21 protein-coding genes and 1 other annotated feature are annotated in these 21,164 nt (G+C 65.8%); of the genes, 4 read left to right on the top strand and 17 right to left on the bottom strand.

Annotated features, from left to right (window positions below; translation table 11 throughout):
* Nucleotides 1–22: 22 nt before the first annotated feature.
* Together M4J40_RS08575 and proC are read right to left on the bottom strand one after the other, a co-directional pair.
* A complete protein-coding gene (locus M4J40_RS08575) occupies nucleotides 23–364 on the bottom strand; it encodes a tRNA-binding protein (RefSeq protein WP_251753678.1) in 342 nt (113 codons plus the stop codon).
* A 3-nt stretch (nucleotides 365–367) separates the two neighbouring features.
* Entirely contained in the window at nucleotides 368–1,189 is an 822-nt protein-coding gene (proC, locus tag M4J40_RS08580) for a pyrroline-5-carboxylate reductase (RefSeq protein ID WP_251753679.1), read from the bottom strand.
* A 470-nt stretch (nucleotides 1,190–1,659) separates the two neighbouring features.
* On the opposite strand from proC, the gene M4J40_RS08585 reads away from it, so the two are divergent.
* On the top strand, nucleotides 1,660–2,268 hold the full coding sequence (locus M4J40_RS08585; RefSeq protein WP_251753680.1) for an outer membrane protein: 609 nt from the start codon (nucleotides 1,660–1,662) through the stop codon (nucleotides 2,266–2,268).
* Nucleotides 2,269–2,341: 73 nt separating this feature from the next.
* On the opposite strand, the gene M4J40_RS08590 is transcribed toward M4J40_RS08585, so the two are convergent.
* Nucleotides 2,342–2,986: an NADPH-dependent F420 reductase gene (locus tag M4J40_RS08590; RefSeq protein WP_251753681.1), complete on the bottom strand. Its 645-nt coding sequence runs from the start codon at nucleotides 2,984–2,986 to the stop codon at nucleotides 2,342–2,344.
* Nucleotides 2,987–3,087: 101 nt separating this feature from the next.
* On the opposite strand from M4J40_RS08590, the gene M4J40_RS08595 reads away from it, so the two are divergent.
* Together M4J40_RS08595 and M4J40_RS08600 are read left to right on the top strand one after the other, a co-directional pair.
* Nucleotides 3,088–4,026, top strand: coding sequence for a LysR family transcriptional regulator (locus M4J40_RS08595; RefSeq protein WP_251753682.1), 939 nt, complete (start codon nucleotides 3,088–3,090; stop codon nucleotides 4,024–4,026).
* A 78-nt stretch (nucleotides 4,027–4,104) separates the two neighbouring features.
* Nucleotides 4,105–4,989: a MurR/RpiR family transcriptional regulator gene (locus M4J40_RS08600; RefSeq protein WP_251753683.1), complete on the top strand. Its 885-nt coding sequence runs from the start codon at nucleotides 4,105–4,107 to the stop codon at nucleotides 4,987–4,989.
* A gap of 55 nt (nucleotides 4,990–5,044) precedes the next feature.
* On the opposite strand, the gene M4J40_RS08605 is transcribed toward M4J40_RS08600, so the two are convergent.
* The 4 genes from M4J40_RS08605 to M4J40_RS08620 are packed head-to-tail and all read right to left on the bottom strand — an operon-like array spanning nucleotide 5,045 to nucleotide 9,048.
* Nucleotides 5,045–6,097: a PotD/PotF family extracellular solute-binding protein gene (locus tag M4J40_RS08605; RefSeq protein WP_251753684.1), complete on the bottom strand. Its 1,053-nt coding sequence runs from the start codon at nucleotides 6,095–6,097 to the stop codon at nucleotides 5,045–5,047.
* Nucleotides 6,098–6,140: 43 nt separating this feature from the next.
* Complete coding sequence (locus tag M4J40_RS08610; RefSeq protein WP_251753685.1) at nucleotides 6,141–7,010, bottom strand: ABC transporter permease; 870 nt, start codon at nucleotides 7,008–7,010, stop codon at nucleotides 6,141–6,143.
* Nucleotides 7,007–7,927 (bottom strand): ABC transporter permease, encoded by a 921-nt coding sequence (locus M4J40_RS08615; protein WP_251753686.1) that lies wholly within the window; start codon nucleotides 7,925–7,927, stop codon nucleotides 7,007–7,009. The genes M4J40_RS08610 and M4J40_RS08615 overlap by 4 nt, the downstream gene beginning before the upstream one ends.
* Entirely contained in the window at nucleotides 7,924–9,048 is a 1,125-nt protein-coding gene (locus M4J40_RS08620; RefSeq protein ID WP_251753687.1) for an ABC transporter ATP-binding protein, read from the bottom strand. The genes M4J40_RS08615 and M4J40_RS08620 overlap by 4 nt, the downstream gene beginning before the upstream one ends.
* Before the next feature lie 130 nt (nucleotides 9,049–9,178).
* On the opposite strand from M4J40_RS08620, the gene M4J40_RS08625 reads away from it, so the two are divergent.
* Entirely contained in the window at nucleotides 9,179–10,285 is a 1,107-nt protein-coding gene (locus M4J40_RS08625; protein ID WP_251753688.1) for a P1 family peptidase, read from the top strand.
* Between the two features lie 6 nt (nucleotides 10,286–10,291).
* On the opposite strand, the gene M4J40_RS08630 is transcribed toward M4J40_RS08625, so the two are convergent.
* The 10 genes from M4J40_RS08630 to M4J40_RS08675 all read right to left on the bottom strand — a co-directional run bounded on the left by M4J40_RS08630 (nucleotide 10,292) and on the right by M4J40_RS08675 (nucleotide 20,977).
* Complete coding sequence (locus tag M4J40_RS08630) at nucleotides 10,292–10,900, bottom strand: glutathione S-transferase family protein (RefSeq protein ID WP_311134089.1); 609 nt, start codon at nucleotides 10,898–10,900, stop codon at nucleotides 10,292–10,294.
* Between the two features lie 18 nt (nucleotides 10,901–10,918).
* On the bottom strand, nucleotides 10,919–11,953 hold the full coding sequence (locus M4J40_RS08635) for a DUF1176 domain-containing protein (RefSeq protein ID WP_251753689.1): 1,035 nt from the start codon (nucleotides 11,951–11,953) through the stop codon (nucleotides 10,919–10,921).
* Between the two features lie 275 nt (nucleotides 11,954–12,228).
* Complete coding sequence (locus M4J40_RS08640) at nucleotides 12,229–13,080, bottom strand: universal stress protein (protein ID WP_251753690.1); 852 nt, start codon at nucleotides 13,078–13,080, stop codon at nucleotides 12,229–12,231.
* Between the two features lie 56 nt (nucleotides 13,081–13,136).
* Nucleotides 13,137–14,615 (bottom strand): SulP family inorganic anion transporter, encoded by a 1,479-nt coding sequence (locus M4J40_RS08645; protein ID WP_251753691.1) that lies wholly within the window; start codon nucleotides 14,613–14,615, stop codon nucleotides 13,137–13,139.
* A 73-nt stretch (nucleotides 14,616–14,688) separates the two neighbouring features.
* Nucleotides 14,689–14,740: a sequence feature (sul1 is cis-regulatory element that is thought to sense ions involved in sulfur or methionine metabolism; They are found in Alphaproteobacteria), on the bottom strand.
* 86 nt (nucleotides 14,741–14,826) lie between these two features.
* A complete protein-coding gene (locus tag M4J40_RS08650) occupies nucleotides 14,827–15,480 on the bottom strand; it encodes a ribonuclease T2 family protein (RefSeq protein WP_405030739.1) in 654 nt (217 codons plus the stop codon).
* Complete coding sequence (locus M4J40_RS08655; protein ID WP_251753693.1) at nucleotides 15,462–15,848, bottom strand: hypothetical protein; 387 nt, start codon at nucleotides 15,846–15,848, stop codon at nucleotides 15,462–15,464. Before M4J40_RS08655 ends, M4J40_RS08650 begins: the two co-directional genes overlap by 19 nt.
* Nucleotides 15,849–16,072: 224 nt before the next feature.
* Nucleotides 16,073–16,480, bottom strand: coding sequence for a VOC family protein (locus M4J40_RS08660; RefSeq protein ID WP_251753694.1), 408 nt, complete (start codon nucleotides 16,478–16,480; stop codon nucleotides 16,073–16,075).
* A 256-nt stretch (nucleotides 16,481–16,736) separates the two neighbouring features.
* Entirely contained in the window at nucleotides 16,737–18,827 is a 2,091-nt protein-coding gene (locus tag M4J40_RS08665) for a methyl-accepting chemotaxis protein (protein WP_251753695.1), read from the bottom strand.
* A 158-nt stretch (nucleotides 18,828–18,985) separates the two neighbouring features.
* Complete coding sequence (locus M4J40_RS08670; RefSeq protein ID WP_251753696.1) at nucleotides 18,986–19,810, bottom strand: response regulator; 825 nt, start codon at nucleotides 19,808–19,810, stop codon at nucleotides 18,986–18,988.
* 54 nt (nucleotides 19,811–19,864) lie between these two features.
* Complete coding sequence (locus M4J40_RS08675) at nucleotides 19,865–20,977, bottom strand: HD-GYP domain-containing protein (RefSeq protein WP_251753697.1); 1,113 nt, start codon at nucleotides 20,975–20,977, stop codon at nucleotides 19,865–19,867.
* Nucleotides 20,978–21,164 lie beyond the last annotated feature (187 nt).

Genomic DNA, 21,164 nt, shown 5'->3' on the forward strand with positions numbered 1-21,164 from the left:
AAGCGGAATGTCCACACATTCTTTAGTAGAGACGCCCGCCGACCACCGCGTCCTTGTCCGGCGTCACCAGCACCACATGACCATTGGCGTCGGGCACGCCGAGCGTCAGCACTTCCGAGCGCATCGGGCCGATCTGCTTGGGTGGGAAGTTGACGACGCCCAGCACCAGCCGTCCCACGAGATCCTCGACCTTGTAGTTCTCGGTGATCTGCGCCGATGACCGCCGCTCGCCGATCTCCGGACCGAAGTCGATGCGCAGCTTGTAGGCCGGCCGCCGCGCCTCCTTGAACACCTCGGCCGCAATGATGCGGCCGACACGGATGTCGACTTTCAGGAAGTCGTCGTAGCCGATGGTGTCGCTCACCGTTCAGCCCGCCAGTTCGCGCGAGCGGTGGGCGGCGGCGGCGATCGCCGCGTCGACCAGCCGCTGCCAGCCCTCTTCGCCCATCAGCACGGCCAGTCCGGCGGCGGTGGTGCCGCCGGGCGAGGTGACGTTCTTCCGAAGCGTCGCGGCGTCGGTCGGCACCCCGCCGAGCAGTGCGCCAGCGCCGACGACGGTCTGGCGGGCAAGCTGCATGGCGAGATCGGGTGGGAGCCCGGCTTTCTCGCCGGCAGCGGCCATCGCCTCGACCAGCAGGAAGACATAGGCGGGCCCGCTGCCCGACAGGCCGGTCACGGCATCGATCAGCGACTCGTCGGTAATCCAGGCCGACTTGCCGACGGCGTTGAGCAAACTGGTCACGATGCGCCGGTGTGTCTCGGTGACGGCGCCATTGCCAACGGCCACCGACATGCCCTGCCCCACCTGGGCCGGCGTATTCGGCATGACGCGGATGATCGGTCCGTCGCCGAGCGCCGCGGAGAGATTGGCGAGCGTCGTTCCGGCTGCGATGGAGACCACCAGCGTCGATGGTCCCACCACGCGCTTCAGCGCCGGCAGCGCTTCGCCCATCTGCTGCGGCTTGACCGCGAGCATCACCACATCGGCCGGCTCGGAGATGTCGGCGGCGTCCTTGTAATGGGTGACAGAATACTCGATCAGCATCGAGAAGGCTTCGGAACCGATGTGCGGATCGACGATCGACACCGACTTGGGGTTTATCCCCTTCTTGAGCCAGCCATGCAGCATGGCGCCGCCCATCTTGCCGGCACCGACGAGCACGAGCGAACCGATTTCCGAAAATGGCATGATGATCTCCCCGTCCGGCCCCGACCTCATGCGCGGGACCGGCGACCCAACTGCTTCCGGTCTGCCACAAATCGGCTCGTCAGAAAAGCCAAGGCAGGGCGGGCAAGGGGCATGAAGGCTCCGAATCGCCGAACGTCCAATCTCACCGTCGCGCCCGCCTCCCTTCAGAGCGGCCGCATTTATGGTTAATCGAATGTGACCGCCAATCGCGAAAACGTGATAATATTCATTTGTATTAAATTTCGATTTATGCGCCGCTTCAGATCAGTAACCATACTGTTGCACCAATACATCAGCCAAAATGCGCCGTCATCTTGCCCTGATTTTGTCAAAATCTCGCATGGACATCGCCTCAATTGGTCATCATCTTCACCTCATCGAACAGCCGGGCAGAGATTGCTTACGGCCAGATGGAAAGCGTGCGGGACTTCCTCCCAGTATCACCGCACCGGATGTAAGGAGTGAATGTAATGAGCAAGCTGCTTCTTGGCGCCGTCGCCGGTTCGGCTCTTCTTCTGTCGGCTCCGGCTTTCGCCGCCGATCTCAATGAGCCGATCCCCCAGGCCCCCTATGCCGCCCCGGTGGCCAGCAGCACCTTCGACTGGACCGGCGCCTATGTCGGCGCCAACGCCGGCTACAGCTGGGCCAATCAGGCCTCGGGCGTCGGCAAGGACCATGACGCCGCCGTTGGTGGCGTGTTCGCCGGCTATAACTACCAGATGCCGAACAACATCGTCGTCGGCGGTGAAGGTGAAGTCGCCTACGGTGGCGCCGATCCGCTGGCCACCTGGACGGGCGCCATCCGCGGCCGCGCCGGCTACGCCTTCGACAACATCCTGGTCTACGGCGCCGTCGGCGGCCTGGTCGGCCAGGGCGAGATGAAGACCGGCACCGGCGACCAGACCCGGACCCACGTCGGCTATCAGGTCGGCGCCGGTATCGAAGCCGCTCTGACCACCAACGTCACGGCCCGCGCCGAGTATCTCTACACCGGCACCAACAGCCGCGACTACAACGGCGGCGTCAAGGGCGATCTCGACGGCAACGCCGTCAAGGTCGGTATCGGCTACAAGTTCTGATCCCTCTTCGGATCGAATGAAAAGGCCCCGGCAGCTTCGGCTTCCGGGGCCTTTTTCTATTGATGGCCTTGCCTTATGCCGCGATCGAGCCATCGCGCCTGGTGGCCGCGAGGGTCTTCGCCAGATCCGTCTTGCCGAACGGCACGCAATAGGCCGGCGTTCCCCGCTCGAACCGCCATCCCTCGGAAAGCTGTCCGACATCCAGCGCATCGAAGCCGAACGCCTCGTAGAGCCCGATGACGACCGATTTCGCCTCCATGTCATCGCCCACCAGCGGCAGGGCGCGCCGGTCGGGCGCCCCCGCCGGCCGGCCGTCGCTTTCGAGATCCTTCATGGTGATGGCGTTGAACGCCTTGACGATCCTCGACCGAGGCAGGTGATCGGCCAGCAGTTCGCTGGTCGTCGTCGCCCGCGCGTCGAGCTCGGAAAACCGTCCGTCCCGCTCGGGATAGTAGTTGTTGGTGTCGATCACGATCTTGCCGGCAAGCGGCTCGACCGGAACCGACCGATAGGCCGAAAACGGAATGGCGACCACGACGATGTCGCCGAACGCCACGGCCTCGGCCACTGTGCCGACCTCGCCGCCCACCGCGTGGGGCAAGCTGAACAGGGTCTCTGCCCCCCGTGAGTTGCTGAGCATCACCTGGTGGCCCGCCTGGACCGCCAGCTTGCCGATGGCGCGCCCGACAAAGCCCGCGCCGATAATTCCAATTTTCATTCCGGTTCTCCATGTGCCCCGTCACGTGAAGCTTTAATTGATCGCAAATCGGCGATAAATGTGCGTAACGCGCATACATTCGACACCAGAAGGGGGTAATCGTGGATCGACTCACCAGCATGGCGGTCTTCGTGAAGGCCTCCGATCTCGGCTCCTTCGCATCCGCCGCCGAGGCCATGGGCATGTCACCCCAGATGGTGGCCAAGCACGTGGTCTTTCTGGAGGACCGGCTTGGCGCCACCCTGCTTCACCGCACCACGCGCCGGCAAAGCCTGACCGACGTCGGGCGCGTCTATTACGACCGCTGCAAGCTGGTGCTGGCCGAGGCCGAGGCGGCCGACACGCTGGCGCTCGACATGCGGTCGCGGCCTGAAGGCGTCTTGAGGGTCAACGCGCCGGTGACCTTCGGCTCCTTCAGCCTTGCCCCCTTCGTCACGCGCTATCTCGACCGCTACCCCGGCATGCGGGTCGATCTGACGCTCAACGACCGCTTCATCGACCCGCTGGAAGAGGCCTTCGAGGTGATGATCCGCGTCGGCGAGGTCGACGACAACGCGCTGGTCGCCCATCCGCTGGCGCCCTACAAGCTCATCGCCTGCGCCGCTCCCGCCTATCTTGAGCGGCGCGGCACGCCGAAGACGCCGGCCGAACTCGAAACGCACGATTGCCTCGCCTATGGCTACTGGTCGCCCAGCATTCCCTGCCGTTGGCTGTTCTCGCGCCATGGCAAGACCGAGGAAGTCAGGGCGAACGGGCGCTTCCGCAGCAACGACTGGAAGGCCCTGCTGCATGCCGCCGTCGAGGGCTTCGGCGTGACGCTGGGTCCGGAGAGCATATTGAACGGCGAGATCGCCGCCGGCCGTCTCGTTCGCGTGCTGCCGGACTACGAGGGACCGGCCAAGCCCATGCACGTCCTCTACCCCGCCGGTCGCAGGCCGACCGTCAAGCTTCGCAGCTTCGTCGATGCCGTGGTCGAGGAGTTCGGACCGGCGTCCAAGGATGCGCCGGGACGAGCAAGCCAACGGACGGAACCGGCATGAGACGTGCAAGTCCTTTGTTGCAAAGGAAAACCCGCTTTGCGACTATGTGTCGCCCGGGCCGCTGGAAGGACGTCGGATTTGGTCGCAGATTCCCCAAACGGTGATGGACCTCTGAGTGGGGTGGAGCGCGAACTGGAAGCCACGGCGGCGACCGGCACGCCGGCCGAGCGCCGACTGGCGCGCTTCTTCATCGACAACCTCGCCAACCTGCCCTTCGAGACGGCGGCCTCGATCGGCCAGCAGTTGCACCTCAGCCCGATGACGGTCAGCCGCTTTCTGCGCCGGCTCGGCTTTCAGGGTCTCGACGGACTGAAGACCGAGCTGCGGCTGCGCGCCACCACCACCGCGTGGCAGGTGATCGACACGCCGGATATCCTGAGGCGCGACCTTCAGAACGGCCAGTTGCTGGCCGAGGTGATGACCGACCAGATCGAAACGCTGCACCGGCTCTACGCGCTGTCCAAGCAACCCGCCTGGGCCGAGGCGGTCGGGCTGCTGCTGGCCGCCCGCGAGGTGTTCGTCGCCAGCTATCAGAACATCGGCGGCATCGCCCGCTACTTCGCCGAACAGCTCGCCTACGCCCGCGACGGCGTGCGCTATCTCGACGGCCTCAACGGCACCTATGTCGAGCTGCTCGACCATCCGCCGGAGGGCACGCTGCTGGTTCTCATCGACTGCCGGCGCTATGCCAGCAAGTCGCGGATCCTGGCGCGTGAGGCGGTCGCGGCCGGCCATCGGCTCCTGGTGGTCACCGACCAGTACTGCGACTGGGCGGGCGAGGACCAGTGCACCCTGACGCTGCCGGCGACGCGCTCGCGCACCTGGGACAACTTCATGTCGCTGGCCGCCCTGCTCGATTTCCTGATGACGTCGGTGATCGCCGACGGCGGCGATGAGGTGCGGCGGCGCACCCAGCGCATCGCCCGCCTTCAGGACATGTTCGGCGACTTCGAAAAACGCTGAACCGCCGCCGATCTTCCAACCGGCGGCGGCCATTTTCCCTTCCGGGTCCGGCTGATCAGTCGGCCTTCACCTTGGTCCAGACGGCGTCCCACAGGCGAATGCCGTCGCCAAGATCCTGAACGAGGTTGAACAGCTTGAAGGTCGCTTCGTCCGGATAGAGCGCCTTGTTCTCGGTCAACCCCTTGTCGATCAGCGGCATGGCCGCCTTGTTGGGCGAACCGCCGCGCAGCCAGTTGGTGTTCTTGGCCGACACCTCCGGGCGCATCATATATTCGAAGAACAGCTTGGCCTCGGCGACGTTCGGCGCGCTCTTCAGCAGGCACATGTCTTCCTGGAAGCCGTTGACGCCCTCGCGCGGCAGCACATATTCGACCTTGTCCTTGGCGGTGTCGACCGTCTGGGCGGCCGAGCCCGACCACCACTGCGCCACGGCGAAGTCGCCATTGACCACCTTGTCGCCGATGCCGTCGGTCAGCATGGCCGCCCAGTAGGGCTTGGCCTTGATGATGGTGTCGCGGGCCTTGGCCAGCTCCTTCGGGTCGGTGGAGTTGATCGAGAAACCGTTGTAGATCAGCGCCGCGCCGACGGTCTCGCGCACATCGTCCAGCATGGCGATCTTGCCCTTCAGCGCCTCCGGCGGATCGAACACCACCTTCCAGGTATCGACCTCCTGCCCAGCGGTCATCGCCTTGTTGACCAGCAGGCCGGTCGAGCCCCAGTTGTAGGGCATGCAGTTCTGGTGATCGAGGTCGGTCTTGGCCCGGAAGTACCTGTCGTCGATGTTCTCGTGCCCCTTGAGGCTCTGCAGGCCGACCGGCTGCAAGAGGTCGAGAGACGTCATGATGTCCTGCATGTGCACCGACGGGAAGACGATGTCATAGCCGGTGGCGCCGGCCTGGATCTTGGCCAGCATCTCTTCGTTGTTGCCGTAGTTGTCGAGCGTGGTGGCGATGCCGGTCTCCTTGGAGAAGTCCTCGACCACCTGGGGATCGATGTAGATCGACCAGTTGTAGAGGGCCAGCTTGCCCGCCGCCGCGGCGGGATGGACAAGGGCAAGGCTGGCGAGACAGGCGGCGGTCAACGATCCGAGGCAGCTTTTGCGGGTCATGGAACTCTCCCTGACGGGGATGGTTGGGGCTGGTTTCGGCGGGTCAAAGGCTGGCGCCACGGTTGTCTCGCCTCAGGATGAGGGCGATGACGACGCAGAGCATGGACATGGCGACGATCAGCACCGACACGGCATTGATCTCTGGCGACACGTTCCGCTTGATGGCGCTGAACAGGTAGATCGGCAGCGTCGTCGCCCCGACGCCGGTGGTGAAGAAGGCGATGACGAGGTCATCGAAGGAGATGACCAGCGACAGCAGGAAGCCGCCGGCAATCGACGGCGCGAGCAGTGGCAGCGTCACCCGGCGGAAGGTTACCGACGGCGTGGCGCCGAGGTCGGCCGAGGCTTCGTCGAGGCTGCGATCCATGCCGGCAAGACGGGCCCCGACCACCACCGTGACATAGGAGGTGAGGAACAGCGTGTGGGCGGCGATCACCGAGCCCCGCCCCAGCGGCAGGCCGACCGACGACAGGAACACCAGAAGCGCGATGCCGAGCACGATGTCGGGGATGATGATCGGCAGCATGACGAGGCCGCGATAGACCTCCTTGCCGGGAAACACCGCCCGGTCGAGGCCGATGGCCGTCAGCGTGCCGACGATGGTGGCGATCGAGGCGGAGGCGAAGCCGACGATCAGGCTGTTGATCACCGCCGGCGCCAGATTGGGATCGGAGTAGAGCTGGGCGTTGCCGGCGGCGATCTGGGTCTGATCGGCCGAAACGAGGCCGAGATTCTCGAACACGCGCGCGTACCAGTCGAAGGTGAAGCCCGTCCAGGTCATCATCGACACGTCGTTGGCGTTGAACGAGTAGACCACCAGCATGGCGATCGGCAGGTAGAGGAAGACGAAGAACAGCGCGACATGCAGGGACAGAAGGCCGCGACCGTTGCGGCTCCAGCGTGAAGTACTCATGACCGCGCCCCCTTTCCGGCCGCGCCCCTGTCGCTGCGCACCATGAAGATCAGCGCGACGAGCACGATGACGCCGAGGATGGTCGACACCGCCGCGCCGAACGGCCAGTCGCGCGCCGACAGGAAGGCCTGGGCGAGCAGGGTTCCGACCTGAAGCTGCTTGGAGCCGCCGATCAGCGTCGGAGCGATGAAATTGCCGAAGGCCGGCACGAAGGTCAGGACCAGCCCGGCGGCGATGCCCGGCCAGGTGAGCGGCACGATCACCCGGCGGAAGGTGGTTAAGCGGGCGGCGCCGAGATCGAAGGACGCCTCGACGAGACGCGGATCGAGCTTCTCGATGGAGGCATAGAGCGGCAACACCATGAAGGGCAGATACTGGTAGACCATGGAGAGGATGATGGCGCCGGGTGTGTAGATCAGCGTCAGCGGTTCCTTGATCAGGCCGAGCCAGAGCAGGATATTGTTGGCAAGGCCGTCGCTCCTCAGGATCAGCATCCAGGCGTAGATGCGCACCAGCGCGTTGACGAAGAACGGCAGCGTTATGAGCAGAAGCAGCGCCGACCGGCGGCGGCGCGGCGCCCGGGCGATGAACCAGGCGGCCGGATAGCCGACCACGAGCGCGATGAGCGCCGTCAGCCCGGCGATGACGGCGGTGCGCAGGAACACGCCGTAATAGATGAAGTCCCAGTCGCGCAGCTCGTCTTCGTTCGGCAGGCCGAAGATCCGGGCATAGGAATCGAAATCGATCTGCCAGACGACGCCGCCATAGGTGCCGCGCGTCATCACCGAGTAGACGGTCACGAGGCCGAGCGGCACAAGAAACAGGCAGGCGAGCAGCAGCGCGCTGGGGGTGAGAAGCGCAAGTCCGCTTTGGCGACGCCGCCGTTCGGCGCGGCTGATGGGAGGGGTGGCGCTCATTGCGTCACCACCTGCACGTCGGCCGGATCGTAGGCGAGACGCACCGTCGCCCCGGCGGCGGGAACCTCGGCCGCCCCGTTGCAGAGCACCACGACGCCGCAGCCGGCGACATCGGCGTCGAGGCGGATCTTGTCGCCGAGATAGATGGCGCTGCGCACCTGTCCGGTCAGAACGTGCGGCGCTTCGCGCCCGTCGGCCAGAAGGGTCAGCCGATCCGGCCGTAACACGGCGGTGGCGGGCGAGCCCGCCGCGAGATCGGCCTTGCGCGTCTGGATCACCGAGCCATCGGCAAGCGCGAGCGCGGCACCGGAGGCGTCCGCGCCCGTGACCGTGCCGTCGATCAGCGCGGCATCGCCGACGAAACCGGCGACAAAGCGGCTCGCCGGCCGCTCGTAGATGTCGCGCGGGCTGCCGATCTGTTCGACGCGGCCCCGGTTCATCACCACGACGGTATCGCTCATCGACAGCGCTTCCTCCTGGTCGTGGGTGACGCAGAGGAAGGCGATCTTCACTTCGTTCTGAAGGCGCTTCAGCTCGACCTGCATCTCCTTGCGCAGGTTGCGGTCGAGCGCCGCCATCGGCTCGTCGAGCAGGAGCACTTCCGGCTGCAGGACAAGCGACCGGGCCAGCGCCACGCGCTGCTGCTGGCCGCCCGACAGTTGGGCGATGCGCCGGTTGCCAAGACCGCCGAGCCGGACCAGCTCCAGCGCCTCCGCGACGCGGGGCCGGATGGTCGAGCGGGCGACGCCGGTCACCTCCAGACCATAGGCGACATTCTCCTCGACGGAGAGATGCGGGAACAGCGCGTAATGCTGGAAGACGGTGTTCACCGGCCGCTCAAAAGGCGGCGTGCGCGTGATATCGGCGCCCCCCAGCAGGATACGACCGGCGTCCGGGTCCTCGAAACCGGCGATGGCCCGGAGCAGCGTCGTCTTGCCGCAACCCGAAGGCCCGAGCAGCGTGGTGAAGCGGCCGGCGGAAATCTTCAGGCTGACCTCGTCGAGCGCGGTTACCTCGGCGCCCTCAGCCGACCGAAAGCGCTTGGAAATGCGCTCGATCTCGATGACCGACGCGCCGTCGACCGCCTTCCGGGCAGACTCTCTGAGGGGCTGGGTGACCATCGGCAGGGGTGTCCTCGCTTTGCGGTGCATCCGTTGTTGAGTTATTTTTCTAACATCGATATGATTAGGTACAAGAGTAACATTTAGGCGCTCGGCACCGCGCCTGCCGCTCAACTAGGCAGAACACCTTATGGTCAATGATTCCAAGTCCCCTCGCACCAGCGTTCCCCCCTCCCCTCGGCGCGCAAGGGCGCTCGGCTTGCCGCTTCCCGGCACGCCCGGCCCGCTCAACGCCATCACCGACGTGCCCGGCGTCTCGGTGGGACTGACGACGATCATCGACGACGACGCCTCCATCCGCACCGGCGTCACCGCCGTGTTGCCGCGTCCGCCGGCCGATCTTCTCAATCCGGTCTGGGCCGGCGCCTTCTCGATGAACGGCAATGGCGAGATGACCGGCGTGCACTGGATCAAGGAAGCCGGCTGGTTCACCGGGCCGATCACCATCACCAACACCTTCTCCGTCGGCCTCGCCCATCACGCCACCGTCCGCTGGATGGTCGAGCACTTCCCGGACAAGGTGGGGGAGAATCTCTGGGTGCTGCCAGTGGCCGCCGAAACCTATGACGGCTACCTCAACGACATCGCCGGCCTGCATGTCACCGAACGCCATGTCCTCGCCGCCATCGACGGCGCAACGGGCGGCCCGGTCGCCGAGGGCTCGGTGGGCGGCGGCACCGGCATGATCGCCTACGAGTTCAAGGGCGGCACCGGCACCGCCTCGCGCAAGATCCCGCTGGCCGGCAAGGACTATACGCTGGGCGCGCTGGTGCAGGCCAACCACGGCCTTCGCCCCTGGCTGACGGTGTGCGGTCAGCCGGTCGGCGCGGCACTGCCCGAAAACCGCGTCCATGAGCGCGAGCGCGGCTCGATCATCGTCGTCATCGCCACCGACGCACCGCTCATCCCGACCCAGATCGAGCGGCTGGCCCGCCGCGCCGCCATCGGCATCGGCCGCGCCGGCACGCCATCGGGCAACAGCTCGGGCGACATCTTCCTCGCCTTCTCCACCGCCAACGATCCCGGCCCGTTGCCGGAGCCGGCAAGACTCGGCTTCGAGGCGATCTCCAACGATCTCCTCGACCCGCTGTTCCTGGCGGCGGTCGAAGCCGTCGACGAGGCGGTGCTGAACGCCATGTGCGCCGCCAGACCGATGAGCGGCAAGAAGGGCCGCCACGTCGACGCGTTGCCGCTCGATCGCCTACGCGACCTGATGGGGATCAGCTCCGAAGACTGACAAGCCTCAACGCGGAGACGTCTCGACAAAGCCGGGACAGCGGGCGGCGAAGCGCTCGAACCACTCGGCAAGGCGCGGCCGGCCGGCCCGCCAGTCGTCGCCGAGGCGGAAATCGATGAAGCCGAGACCGCAGGCGACGGCGATCTCGCCCACCAGAATCTCCGTATCCGACGGCGGCGCCAGGTCCAGCGCGTCGAGGGCGCGGTTCATCTTGCCGCTCTGATAGCCGAGCCAGCGCTGCGACCACGAGGGCTCGTCGCGGAACAGGGTTTCGAGCCGCCGGAGCACGCCGGCATCGAGAATGCCGTCGCCGAGCGCCTGCAGCTTCAGCGCGGCGAAACGCGCCTCCGGCTCGATCGGAATGAGGCGGCCGCCACCGGCGAGATGGTCGAAATACTCGAGGATGACGCGGCTGTCGTAGAGGGTCGCCCCATCGGCGAGCACCAGCGTCGGCACCTTGCCGAGCGGGTTCTGCGCCCTCAGGCTGTCGTTGTCGTCGAACGTGTCGGCCGGCGTCACTTCAATCCGCTCGGAAAGGCCAAGAACGGCGGCGGCAAGGCGAGGCTTGCGGCCGAAGGGTGACGTCAGGCTGCAACGCAAAATCATGTCTGCCATGGCAAAAACCCATACAAATCAACGCGCCGGATAGACATCCCTCCAGCCGGACGCGGCGTCGCCGCAGCTGGTGGCGGCCGAAAGACGGTCGAGACGGAAAGCGGTATCGGTAAAGGTCCAGCCGGCCTTGAAGGCGCAACCGTTGTCATCGGCGCCACTGGCTTGCAGGCTCAGGCTCGCCGCGTCATAGGCGACATCGAACAGCACGTCGACGCCATACCAGCCAAGCCGGTCGGAAAAGCCGGCGAAGAGGAGCGGATTGATGCCGCCGATCTCGCCCCGATCGATTGTGTAGAGGCGGGAGGCGAGTCCCGAAGAGCTGCGATAGCAGGGGATGACATAGAGCATCGCCGTCTCGCCAAGCGGCGCGATCAGCGGCTCCGCGGCGGCGATATCGGCCGCGTCGGGCTTTTCGCAGGCGGCCGAGGCCAGATGCAGCTCCAGAAGACGAGGTGGGACACCAGCCGCCGAGAGATGGGCTCCGGCATCGACATCCGGCGCTTCCGGCAGGTCTTCCGGCGGCCCGGCCCGGCGGTCGCCGGGAATGCGCCCCTGCTGGCGGTCGATCTCGTTGAGGGCGTCCGCCAACCCGTCGAGCGGGAAGCGGTCCGTATGCGCCTTGCCGGCGATGTCGATGAACGAAAAGCGCAGCATGTGACCGCGCTGGATCTGCAGCATCAGCCGCCCGAGCGCGGCGGGCGACACGATGTAGTAGTCGGAAGGATGGACGAAGGGCGCGTAGTCCGAGCCGGGGTAGAGCGTGATGTCGACGCCGTTGTCGACGGAGACCGCCACCGGCCGGTTGCGGTCTGCCAGCACGCCCAGCGTCGAGATCGACACCGTCCACCGCGCCCGGCTCTCCGGCGAACGCTGGAGCACGACGACGCTGGCCTTGTCCTGGTTGGCCGCCTGCACGCTGGCGGCGCAATGCCGGGCTTCGTCACAGGCGATCGAAACGGAGCCGAACCGCTTGGAAACCGCCGCCGACGCATCGGCCGCCATGCCGAGAACCAGTGCCAGGAACGCTACTGCAAAAACCGACTGCCGCGACATGTCTCCCCCAATCGCCTCATCCGGATCCGAACGAGAGGCGCCTCTCCCGACCTGGACCATTGCACACATATGGGCGGTCCGAAAGGCAGTCTGAACACCCCCTTCGGTCCTAAAGCCGGAAGGCACCGCATTCACGGGCAACGAGGGACATTGGCGCGTGGCGAGCCACATCGGAAAAGCCGCGATACCGAAACAGTCTGCCGGACCAGACGGTTGCATGCTGGCGAACACGCCATCCGGCATCGCACCGCGCCCCTTGGGGCATGGTAAAGTCGTCAGCGGAACAGCATCAACGGGATCAGGCAGGTGCGGATCATGGCCGACGTCGTGCTGCCGACCAGCAGGTTTCGCACCGCCGAATGGCCATAGGCGCCGATGGCGAGAAGATCGATGCCTTCGGCCCGGACATAGTCGCCGATGGCCTTCGTCGGGTCGCCGGGTATGAGCTTCGAGACCACGGCCTCCCCGCGATCGCCGAGCACCCGCGTGGCATCCTCCAGCCGCTGACGGTTGGCCGGCGTATCGTCTCCGACCGTCACCACATGGACCTCCAGACCGCCAAACAACGGCTTCGACGCCATGTACTCCAGCGCCTTCCTGGCGCTGGGGCCGCCGTCATAGGCCAGGAGCACTCGGGAAATGCCCTTCCACTCGCGCGAGGCGACGAGGATCGGCCGCTTGGCGGATCGAACCACCCGTTCGAGATTGCTGCCGATATGCATCTGGGCGAAGTCGGCGCTGGCGCCTCGCTTGCCGATGACGATCAGCGACACATCCTCCTCGCACTCGGCGACGGTGTCGACGAAGGAGCCGTGTCGGAACTTGACGTTCACCTCGGCGACGCCCTGCTCGGTCAAGCGCGCCCGGCTCGTGTCGAGAAGCGCGCGCCCTCGCTCCTGGGCGAGCTTGGCGCTCTCCTCGTCGATCCTCGCCAGACTGTCGAGAAGCTGCGCGTTGGCGTCCACCCCAAGAGCGCCGGATAGGTCGAGCAGGTCGCCCCGCTCCTTCCGGCCGATGACGTGCAGGATCGACACCGAAGCGTCCATCCGTCGGGCCGCCCAGGCCGCGTGATCCGCAACGCTGATCGCATAGACCGACACGTCCACGCAGGCGAGTACCTTGGTCATTCGTCCCTCCCTGTGGCCGGGTCGCGTGCCCTGCCTTCCGATCTATCTACCTGTTTTCAAATTACCTTGTCGACGGCGTCCGGGTCGTTGTGGATCGCGAAGCGGTCCACCATGGTCGCGCTCGCCTCGTTGAGGCCGAGAACCTCCACCTCCGCCCCCTCGCGGCGGAACTTGATGACCACCTTGTCGAGCGCCGCGATCGCCGAAACGTCCCAGAGGTGGGCATGGCTGACGTCGATCACCACCCGTTCCACCACCTCCTTGAAGTCGAGCGCGGCGACGAAGGCGTCGGACGAGGCAAAGAACAGCTGTCCGTGAACGACATAGGTGCGTGTCCGGCCATCCGGTGACAGCGAGGAGGACACCGCGAACACGCGGGCGACGTTGGAGGCAAAGAAGATGCCGGACAGCAGCACGCCGACGAGGACGCCCTGGGCGAGATCATGCGTGTAGACCACCACCACCACGGTCGCGACCATCACGATGGACGCCGACGGCGGGTACTGCCGCATGTTGCGGATCGAGCTCCAGGAGAAGGTGCCGACCGACACCATGATCATCACCGCCACCAGCGCGGCCATCGGGATCTGGCTGACCCAGGGGCCGAGCACGACGATCAGGAACAGCAGGAAGCCGCCGGCGACGAGGCCGGAGAGGCGTCCTCGGCCACCCGACTTCACGTTGATCACCGACTGGCCGATCATGGCGCAGCCGCCCATGCCGCCGAGAAAGCCGCTGACGATGTTGGCGACGCCCTGGCCGCCGCACTCGCGGTTCTTGTTGCTCGGGGTATCGGTGAGGTCGTCGACGATCGCCGCCGTCAACAGCGATTCCAGAAGCCCCACCGCCGCCAGCGCCACCGAGTAGGGCAGGATGATCCTCAGCGTTTCCAGGTTGAACGGCACCTGCGGGATCAGGAAGGTCGGCAACGAGGACGGCAGTTCGCCGAGATCGCCAACCGTCCGCACATCGATTCCCAGCGTCAGGACCGCGCCGGTCACCAGAACGATGGCGACGAGCGGGCTCGGAATGGCCTTGGTGACGTAGGGAAAGAGATAGATCACGGCAAGGCCGGCGACGACCAGGACGTAGGTCACCGGCGCAACGCCGATGAGTTCGGGAAGCTGGGCCATGAAGATCAGGATGGCCAGCGCGTTGACGAAGCCGGTCATCACCGACTTCGAGACATAGCGCATCAGCAAGCCGAGCTTCAGAAAGCCCGCCACGATCTGGAGGACGCCCATCAGGATGGTCGCCGCCAACAGGTATTGCAGACCATGGTCGCGGACGAGATCCACCATCAGCACGGCCGTGGCTGCCGTCGCCGCCGAGATCATGCCGGGCCGGCCGCCGACGATGGCCGACGTCACCGCGATCGCAAATGAGGCATAGAGGCCGATCTTGGGATCGACGCCGGCAATGACCGAGAATCCGATGGCTTCCGGAATGAGGGCAAGTGCGACGACGATGCCCGCGAGGATGTCGCCGCGAATATTGGACAGCCATTCCTTCCGGAGGGTCTCGAACAAGGTCATTGGATCTTCGCGTCCCGAGACGACAGGCCACGCCACGCCTTGGAAAGGCGAGTGGGTCGCGCGTGTCGTGAGAGATTATCCGGCGGATCGGCGGCCGGAAGAGCCACCCGCGAGGCGGGTCCGTGTGAACGCTTAGGTTACTGCCATGGCCCACCGGAAAAGGCAACCGCGTGGCTGCCCCGCGCGAACGAGGCCGATAGCGCCTCGCGCCTCACCTGATCGGCGGCAACACCACCCGGCTGGCGCGGCAGGCCCGCCTGTCGACCTCCTCGCAGGCGCGAAAGCCGAGGCCGCGCGTCAGGCAGACGCGCACTTCCCTGAGGCGACGCCCATCGCAGACGACGGAAACGCCGCCGGGCCGGAGTCCGGGATTGGCCGCAAGGAAGGCCGCCTCCACCTCGGCGGGGGAGACCATCACATAGGTGTCGAGCCGCCGAAAAGCGGCCGGAATGCGAACAGCCTCGCGAGCCGCCCGAACGGTCTTGAAGTAGTCGGTCGGCGAAAGACCTGAACAGGACCCATGCTTGCGCCACTCGTGGCGGACGAGACCGGGCGCCGTCATCAGGTCGGCAATGGCTCGGATATCCGTCCGATCCGGCGCAAGGCGCGTCGGACAATCGGCCGGATAGCCGCGTTCGTATTGCGGCCAGAGGCCATGCACCAGGAAGCCGTAGCGACGGCCGCTCTCGCATTGCGCGTCGTCGCGCGCACCGCCCTCGGCCTCGCAATAGCTTGGCGACCAGCTGAGCGACAGCACGTAGAAATCGAAACGCCCGGGGCGATCGGCGGCAAGCGCGGCGACCGGCCAGACCGCGGCAAGGAGAACCAACAGCCGGGCGAGCCTCGTCACTTCAGAACCTTGCAGTCGGCGCCGTAGACCTTGTAGGGGTCATGGCCGGACAGGCAGAACTCGACGTTCCAGCCGTAACCGGCGAAGCCCTCGCCGGCCGAAACCACATAGTAGAGCGTCGTCGGCCGAGCCGAGGTGAGTTCGGCGCGGGCGGCGCAATAGCGCCGATCGATGGCGCTGAAGCCTTCGGTCACCAGACGTCGTTCGCCGATCCGATCGAGTGCGGCGATGGTGACGCCGTCCTTCCAGGTATGGGCCTCGGCCCAGGCCTGGCGACTCGAAAGAGTGGAAAGGACCGAGGCGTCATCGCAAACCGGAAGCCCCCCGGCGGCGGCCATCACGGTGGAGCTTGAAAGCGCGAGCAAGGCGAAGGCAAGGCGCATGATCGGTCCTCGGGTGTCGAGACAGGGCGTCCATCGGGCCGAATGCCCGAACAGAGGGCGGATTCGAGCAAGAGAATACCTGCGACCGCTCGCTTGTCGATCTGATTTTTCAGACCGGCGCTTCATTGAGGATCAGCCTCTCGCAAGCCCTCCGCCGGAACCCGCCGGGAACTCGGCCTTCGCGCCAATGACCGAGGCAGACGCTGCCGCCTCGATTGACCTTGCTAAAGGAACGGGTTGTAGACCAGTTCCCAGAGATGACCGTCGGGGTCGGCAACGAAAGCCGAGTAGCCGCCCCAGAACACCGTCCGGGCCGGCCGGCGCAGAACCGCCCCCGCCGCGAGCGCATGGGACATCGCCGCGTCGACGGCTTCCGCCGACGGATAGTCGTGCGCGAAGGTGATGCCGTCGAAGCCATGACCGTCGTCGGCGACTTCGGCATCCTTGGCCAACAACGCTCTTGGAAAGAGCGAAAGCTTCAGATTCTCGAGCGCGTAGATCACATACTCGTCGTTCGATGCCGGGTCGGCCACGAAGCCCAAAGCGTCGTAGAAGGCGCGGGCGCGGGGAAGGTCGGCAACGCCGAAGGTGATGCTCGACACGGCTCGAAAGTGCTTCTGGTCGTCAGCCACTGGAAGGGTCTCCTCCGACACCCGGTTAGGTGCGTCACGCTTTCGGTTCGGAAGGAGATCATAATGCAATCTTGAGCGGAGCAGATGCCGCTTCGCTCAAAGAAAATGCGTAGATTCAAAGAACTGAGATACGTCCTCAACACACGCAGATGTTTCTGAATCCTGCACACAGCCCCTGCTTCCCGGCAGTCGATGCCCGCCGGGAACATGGGTTCGGTCCGATGCCGCATCGCGCCGGGATGGGCGCCACTACGCCTCAAGCGGCCCGGATCGAGCCGAGGAAGGTTGCCAGTTCGTGCCTCAACCGCTCGGCATTCTTGCTGAGTTCGGATGCCGAAGCCAGCACCTGCGTCGCGGCGCTGCTCGATTCGCTGGCCGCCATGGTGACGGACGTGATGGACTGCGACACCGTACCCGTGCCGATCGAGGCTTCCTGGACGTTGCGGGCGATCTCCACCGTGGCGGCGTTCTGCCCCTCAACCGCGCCGGTGATCGACTTGGAGATCTCGTTCATGGTCTCGATGGTAGAGCCAATGCCGTGAATGGCCGTCGCCGCCTCAGTCGTCGCCGATTGTATGGCGCCGATCTGCGCACCGATCTCGGCCGTCGCCTTGGCGGTCTGGTCGGCCAGTTGCTTGACCTCGGCCGCGACCACGGCGAAGCCCTTGCCGGCCTCGCCGGCCCGCGCCGCCTCGATGGTCGCGTTGAGCGCCAGAAGGTTGGTCTGACCGGCGATATTGCTGATCAGCTCAACCACTGCGCCGATCTTCTCGGCCGCCGCCGCCAGCCCCTTGACCATGTCGTTGGTGTGCTCGGCCTCGTTCACCGCCTTCGAGGCGATATCCGACGACTTTTCCACTTGCCGGGCGATCTCCGACACCGACGACGACAGCTCCTCGGTCGCCGACGCCACCGAGGCAACGTTGGCCGATGCCTGCTCGGCGGCGGCAGCTACCGACGCCGACTGGTCCTGCGTGGAGTCGGCCAGCGCCGTCAGCGACTTCGCCGACATCTGCAACTCCGTGGACGCGGAGGCAACCATGTCGACGATATCGCCGACCGCCTCGTCGAAGCGCAGCGCCAGCGCGTTCATGTCGGCGGCGCGGCGCTCCTGTTCGTGACGCTCCTGGTCGGCCCGTTCGGCGCGCAGCCGCTCGGTCTCCTGCATGCTGTCGCGGAACACCGCCATGGTCCTGCCGAGCGCACCGATCTCGTCGTTGCGCTCCGTATAGGGCGCCTCGATCGAGAACTCGCCCCTCGACAGCGCCATCATGCGATCGCCGATGACGCCGAGCGGATGAATGATGCGCCGCTGCACCAGGACGGCGACGCCGATGGCCAGCGCCAGCGCGCCGACGAACAGGCCGAGGTTCATCCAGAGCGACAGGGTCGCCTTGGTGTTGGTCTCGACAGCGTTGGTTTCGGCAATGGCGAGCGCGACGTTGGCGACATTGAGCAATGACGTCAGCCGCGGCGCGTTATAGGTGCTCCAGCCCAACGTATCGGTATCGGCCTTCTTGCCGGCGATGACCGTTTCGATGAGCTTGGTTTGCCTCTCGATGGCGCCCGAGCTGAAATAGTCGCGATCGGCGGCGGCGACCGCCTCGGCGAAGGTGGGCGGCAGGTCGACGCCTGAGGACATGTCCTTGATGGACTGCCACGCCACCTGGGCGGAAGCCATGTGGGTGAAGTAGGTTTCCAGGGCGTCCTCGGGAGTCCCGATCGGCCCGAGGGCGTTGGCGGTCAGGCCGGACGCCTCACCGGCCGCGTTGCGCATCACCCAGGCCAGCGCCTTGATGTCGAGCAGCCGGTCGATCAGCCCGTCGGCCAGCCGAACCTCCTCGGCGATCCGCGACGAGGTGGCCGACAGCTGGTCGATCATCGCCGTGGCGGCCTTGGTGTAATCATCGGCAAGCGAAGCCTGACGGCTGGCCTTGTCCTGCCTGAAGGCGTCCTCGGTCTTGGCCTGAAGCGCCTTGAGCGCGTCGACGGCGCCGCGAAGCGACCTGGCGAGCTGCGCCCCGTCGGACAGGTCGGAGCCTTCGAGCGTGGCGATCGCCGCCTCGATGGCCGGCATCTCGGCGCCTCGCGCGTCGCTGAGCTGCTTGACGAAACCATCCAGCGCGCCCTCGGCCTTGATGGCCCGGACGGTGCTGCTGCGATCGATCCTGAGGTTCGGCAAAGCCTGGAACATCTGCGTCGTGGCGCGAGAAACCGTTTCGATGCGGGCCGCCGTCCGGGCGCTCTGCCAAGAAGTCCAGGCGCCGATCCCCAACTGGATCAGAATGCCGGCGACGAGGCCGGCGATGATTATTCTCAGCGTGAGGCTTACGGTCAGGCGGTTCATTTCGGCTCCTTGGCGAAGAGCGGTATTTTAGCAAAAGCTGGTAGAGGAGTTCTTAATCTGGCTAGACCAAGTGCTATTGCGCAGTCTTTGACCAGCTAGCTCGTGCGAAGCTGGACGCAGGCTTTGCGGACGACAACGCCGTCCCGCTTCCGTCGAGATCACGGCAGATAGAGAATGTTGGTCTCCGGTTCCTCGAACACGTCGGGCTCCCGCATCGTGACGAACTCCGTTTCGGCCACGCTGTAGAGGCTGTGCAGGACCTCATCCACATCCCGGGCGTAGAAGGGCTTCTTGAGGAAGAAGTCCACGCCGATGTGGGACGCTGCGCGGCGGATCGCCTCGTCGTCCTTGCCGGACATCAGCACCACATGCGCGTCGACCGACGAGTACAGGATCTCGCCGGCCGCCTCGAGGCCGTCGATGCCCGGCATTTCGACGTCGATGAAGGCAAGATCGAAACCACCGATCCGGAACTGGCGGATCGCATCGGCGCCATTGGCGGCTTCCTCGACGTCAAGCTTGAACCGGCTGTGCTTGATAATGCGTTTGACCACCGAGCGAACGGTCGCGCTGTCGTCGACGATCAGCACGCGACGCGACTGGACCATCTTGACGACGCGCAGCAGCATCATCGCCACCTTCGACTTGTCGAAAGGCTTGGGCAACAGCGCATAGGCGCCACGCGCCTTCAGCGCGTCCAGCGTAGCCTGCCGCATGTCGGTGGAAATGGAGACCACGATGGGGGGACGGCGCCCGCCGAGCACGGAATCGAACTTCTTCAAGAGTTCGATGCCGTTGATGTTGGGCATGTTGAGGTCGAGGAACAGGACGTCGGGCACGCCGCGCAACAGGAACCGGCCCGCCTCGAGGACGCTTTCGACCTCGAAGACGTGGCAATCCGGCACGATTTCCCGGATCTCGTTCCGCAATTGAGTGCGGACGATCGCGGAGTCGTCCACAATGAGCGCCCTGAGGTTCAGCATCGTCTTTTTCCCGGTCGAACCGACAAACCTTTCCCGCGTCTCGCGCCTCGCCCGTCAGGCGGCCGACAGGACGGGCCTGTGGCCGCCGTCGCATTCGGCGGCCACCTTCTCGAACTCGCGCACCAAATCCGCGTCGAGCTTCGCGCCGGCCATCGACTGGAGGATCGAATAGGCTTCGTCGGCCGGCTTCGGCGGCTTGTAGGAGCGTTTTTCGGTCAGGGCCGCGAAGATGTCGCAGATGGTGATGATGCGGGTGATGTCGTCGATCTCTCCGGCGCGGATACCCCTCGGGTAGCCGGAGCCATCGAGATACTCGTGATGATCTCGGGCGACGCGGGCGATCTCGCCGCCGGTCTGCGCGTCGCGGGAGAGGATGTCGTAGCCATGGGCGGCATGCCGCTTCATGATCTCCCATTCGGTCGCGTCAAGCGCGCCCGGCTTGTCGAGGATCTCCAGCGGCGTCATCGCCTTGCCCACGTCGTGGAAAAAGGCGGCGTCGAACAGGCGACCGGTCTGCCGCTCGCCGACGCCGAGCGCCCGGGCAAAGGCGAGCGTGTAGCCGGAGACGAGCGCGCAATGCTGGGCGGTGCCGTCGTGATAGTTCTGGATCAGGTCGATCCAGACCGACATCGGCGACTTGCCGATCAGCTCGGTCATCGCCCGGCGCTGGGACGCCGCCTCCTCGAGGGCCGGCGCCACGGGATTGGCCCGGAGGCGATCGAACAGGTCGACGACGGCCCCGGCGATGCCGTTCGACACCGACGCCCGCAAGGCCGCCGTCTTGGACGCCAGATAGACCGCGTGCGGATCGACCTGGGCGATCAGGCCGACGAGGCTTTTCACGCTCATGTCGGTGGTGATGTTGATGAAGGAAAAGCCCGCCTGCTCGAAGGCGATGAAACGGCGCGGGTCCATGCCGGCGAGGAACAGGATCGTTCGCGACCTCATGGGGCCGACGAGATCGGCAAGGCGGGCGGGAACATGGTCGTCCGGTCGGTACCTGCCGGCGAAGACCAGAATGTCCTGCCGTCCGGCCCTGGCGAGTTCGCGAGCCCCCGGGACTGTCCTGTGCGCGTCGAACCCTTGCGACAGCAACTCCGCGAGGCAGGCGTCGATCTCCGCCTGGGGCTCGCCCATGAGCTGGATGCCAACACGAGATCGTCCCATCTGACCGCTTTCCCGATAGTGTTTGCGTGGCGCATGGTTCGGCGGACCCGGCCGTGCCCAAGACACAGCGGGTCGTCTCGAAGGCCGCAAAGGTTCAGGATCGTGTCCCCTGTCCGCGACCTTCCGTTGAACAGGATGGCCCCGGAGGTTCCGGCGGCTCGACTGTTCCTGCCAGTCGGAGGCGCCG

It is taken from the genome of Pleomorphomonas sp. JP5, assembly GCF_023721815.1.
In the GTDB taxonomy this organism is placed as follows: domain Bacteria; phylum Pseudomonadota; class Alphaproteobacteria; order Rhizobiales; family Pleomorphomonadaceae; genus Pleomorphomonas.

Excerpts from the sequence above, each read along its gene's own strand:
- proC (WP_251753679.1), bottom strand. The coding sequence starts at position 1,189 with ATGCCATTTTCGGAAATCGGTTCGCTCGTGCTCGTCGGTGCCGGCAAG.
- M4J40_RS08585 (WP_251753680.1), top strand. The coding sequence starts at position 1,660 with ATGAGCAAGCTGCTTCTTGGCGCCGTCGCCGGTTCGGCTCTTCTTCTG.
- M4J40_RS08590 (WP_251753681.1), bottom strand. The coding sequence starts at position 2,986 with ATGAAAATTGGAATTATCGGCGCGGGCTTTGTCGGGCGCGCCATCGGC.
- M4J40_RS08605 (WP_251753684.1), bottom strand. The coding sequence starts at position 6,097 with ATGACCCGCAAAAGCTGCCTCGGATCGTTGACCGCCGCCTGTCTCGCC.
- M4J40_RS08610 (WP_251753685.1), bottom strand. The coding sequence starts at position 7,010 with ATGAGTACTTCACGCTGGAGCCGCAACGGTCGCGGCCTTCTGTCCCTG.
- M4J40_RS08615 (WP_251753686.1), bottom strand. The coding sequence starts at position 7,927 with ATGAGCGCCACCCCTCCCATCAGCCGCGCCGAACGGCGGCGTCGCCAA.
- M4J40_RS08620 (WP_251753687.1), bottom strand. The coding sequence starts at position 9,048 with ATGGTCACCCAGCCCCTCAGAGAGTCTGCCCGGAAGGCGGTCGACGGC.
- M4J40_RS08625 (WP_251753688.1), top strand. The coding sequence starts at position 9,179 with ATGGTCAATGATTCCAAGTCCCCTCGCACCAGCGTTCCCCCCTCCCCT.
- M4J40_RS08630 (WP_311134089.1), bottom strand. The coding sequence starts at position 10,900 with ATGGCAGACATGATTTTGCGTTGCAGCCTGACGTCACCCTTCGGCCGC.
- M4J40_RS08635 (WP_251753689.1), bottom strand. The coding sequence starts at position 11,953 with ATGTCGCGGCAGTCGGTTTTTGCAGTAGCGTTCCTGGCACTGGTTCTC.
- M4J40_RS08640 (WP_251753690.1), bottom strand. The coding sequence starts at position 13,080 with ATGACCAAGGTACTCGCCTGCGTGGACGTGTCGGTCTATGCGATCAGC.
- M4J40_RS08645 (WP_251753691.1), bottom strand. The coding sequence starts at position 14,615 with ATGACCTTGTTCGAGACCCTCCGGAAGGAATGGCTGTCCAATATTCGC.
- M4J40_RS08655 (WP_251753693.1), bottom strand. The coding sequence starts at position 15,848 with ATGCGCCTTGCCTTCGCCTTGCTCGCGCTTTCAAGCTCCACCGTGATG.
- M4J40_RS08665 (WP_251753695.1), bottom strand. The coding sequence starts at position 18,827 with ATGAACCGCCTGACCGTAAGCCTCACGCTGAGAATAATCATCGCCGGC.
- M4J40_RS08670 (WP_251753696.1), bottom strand. The coding sequence starts at position 19,810 with ATGCTGAACCTCAGGGCGCTCATTGTGGACGACTCCGCGATCGTCCGC.
- M4J40_RS08675 (WP_251753697.1), bottom strand. The coding sequence starts at position 20,977 with ATGGGACGATCTCGTGTTGGCATCCAGCTCATGGGCGAGCCCCAGGCG.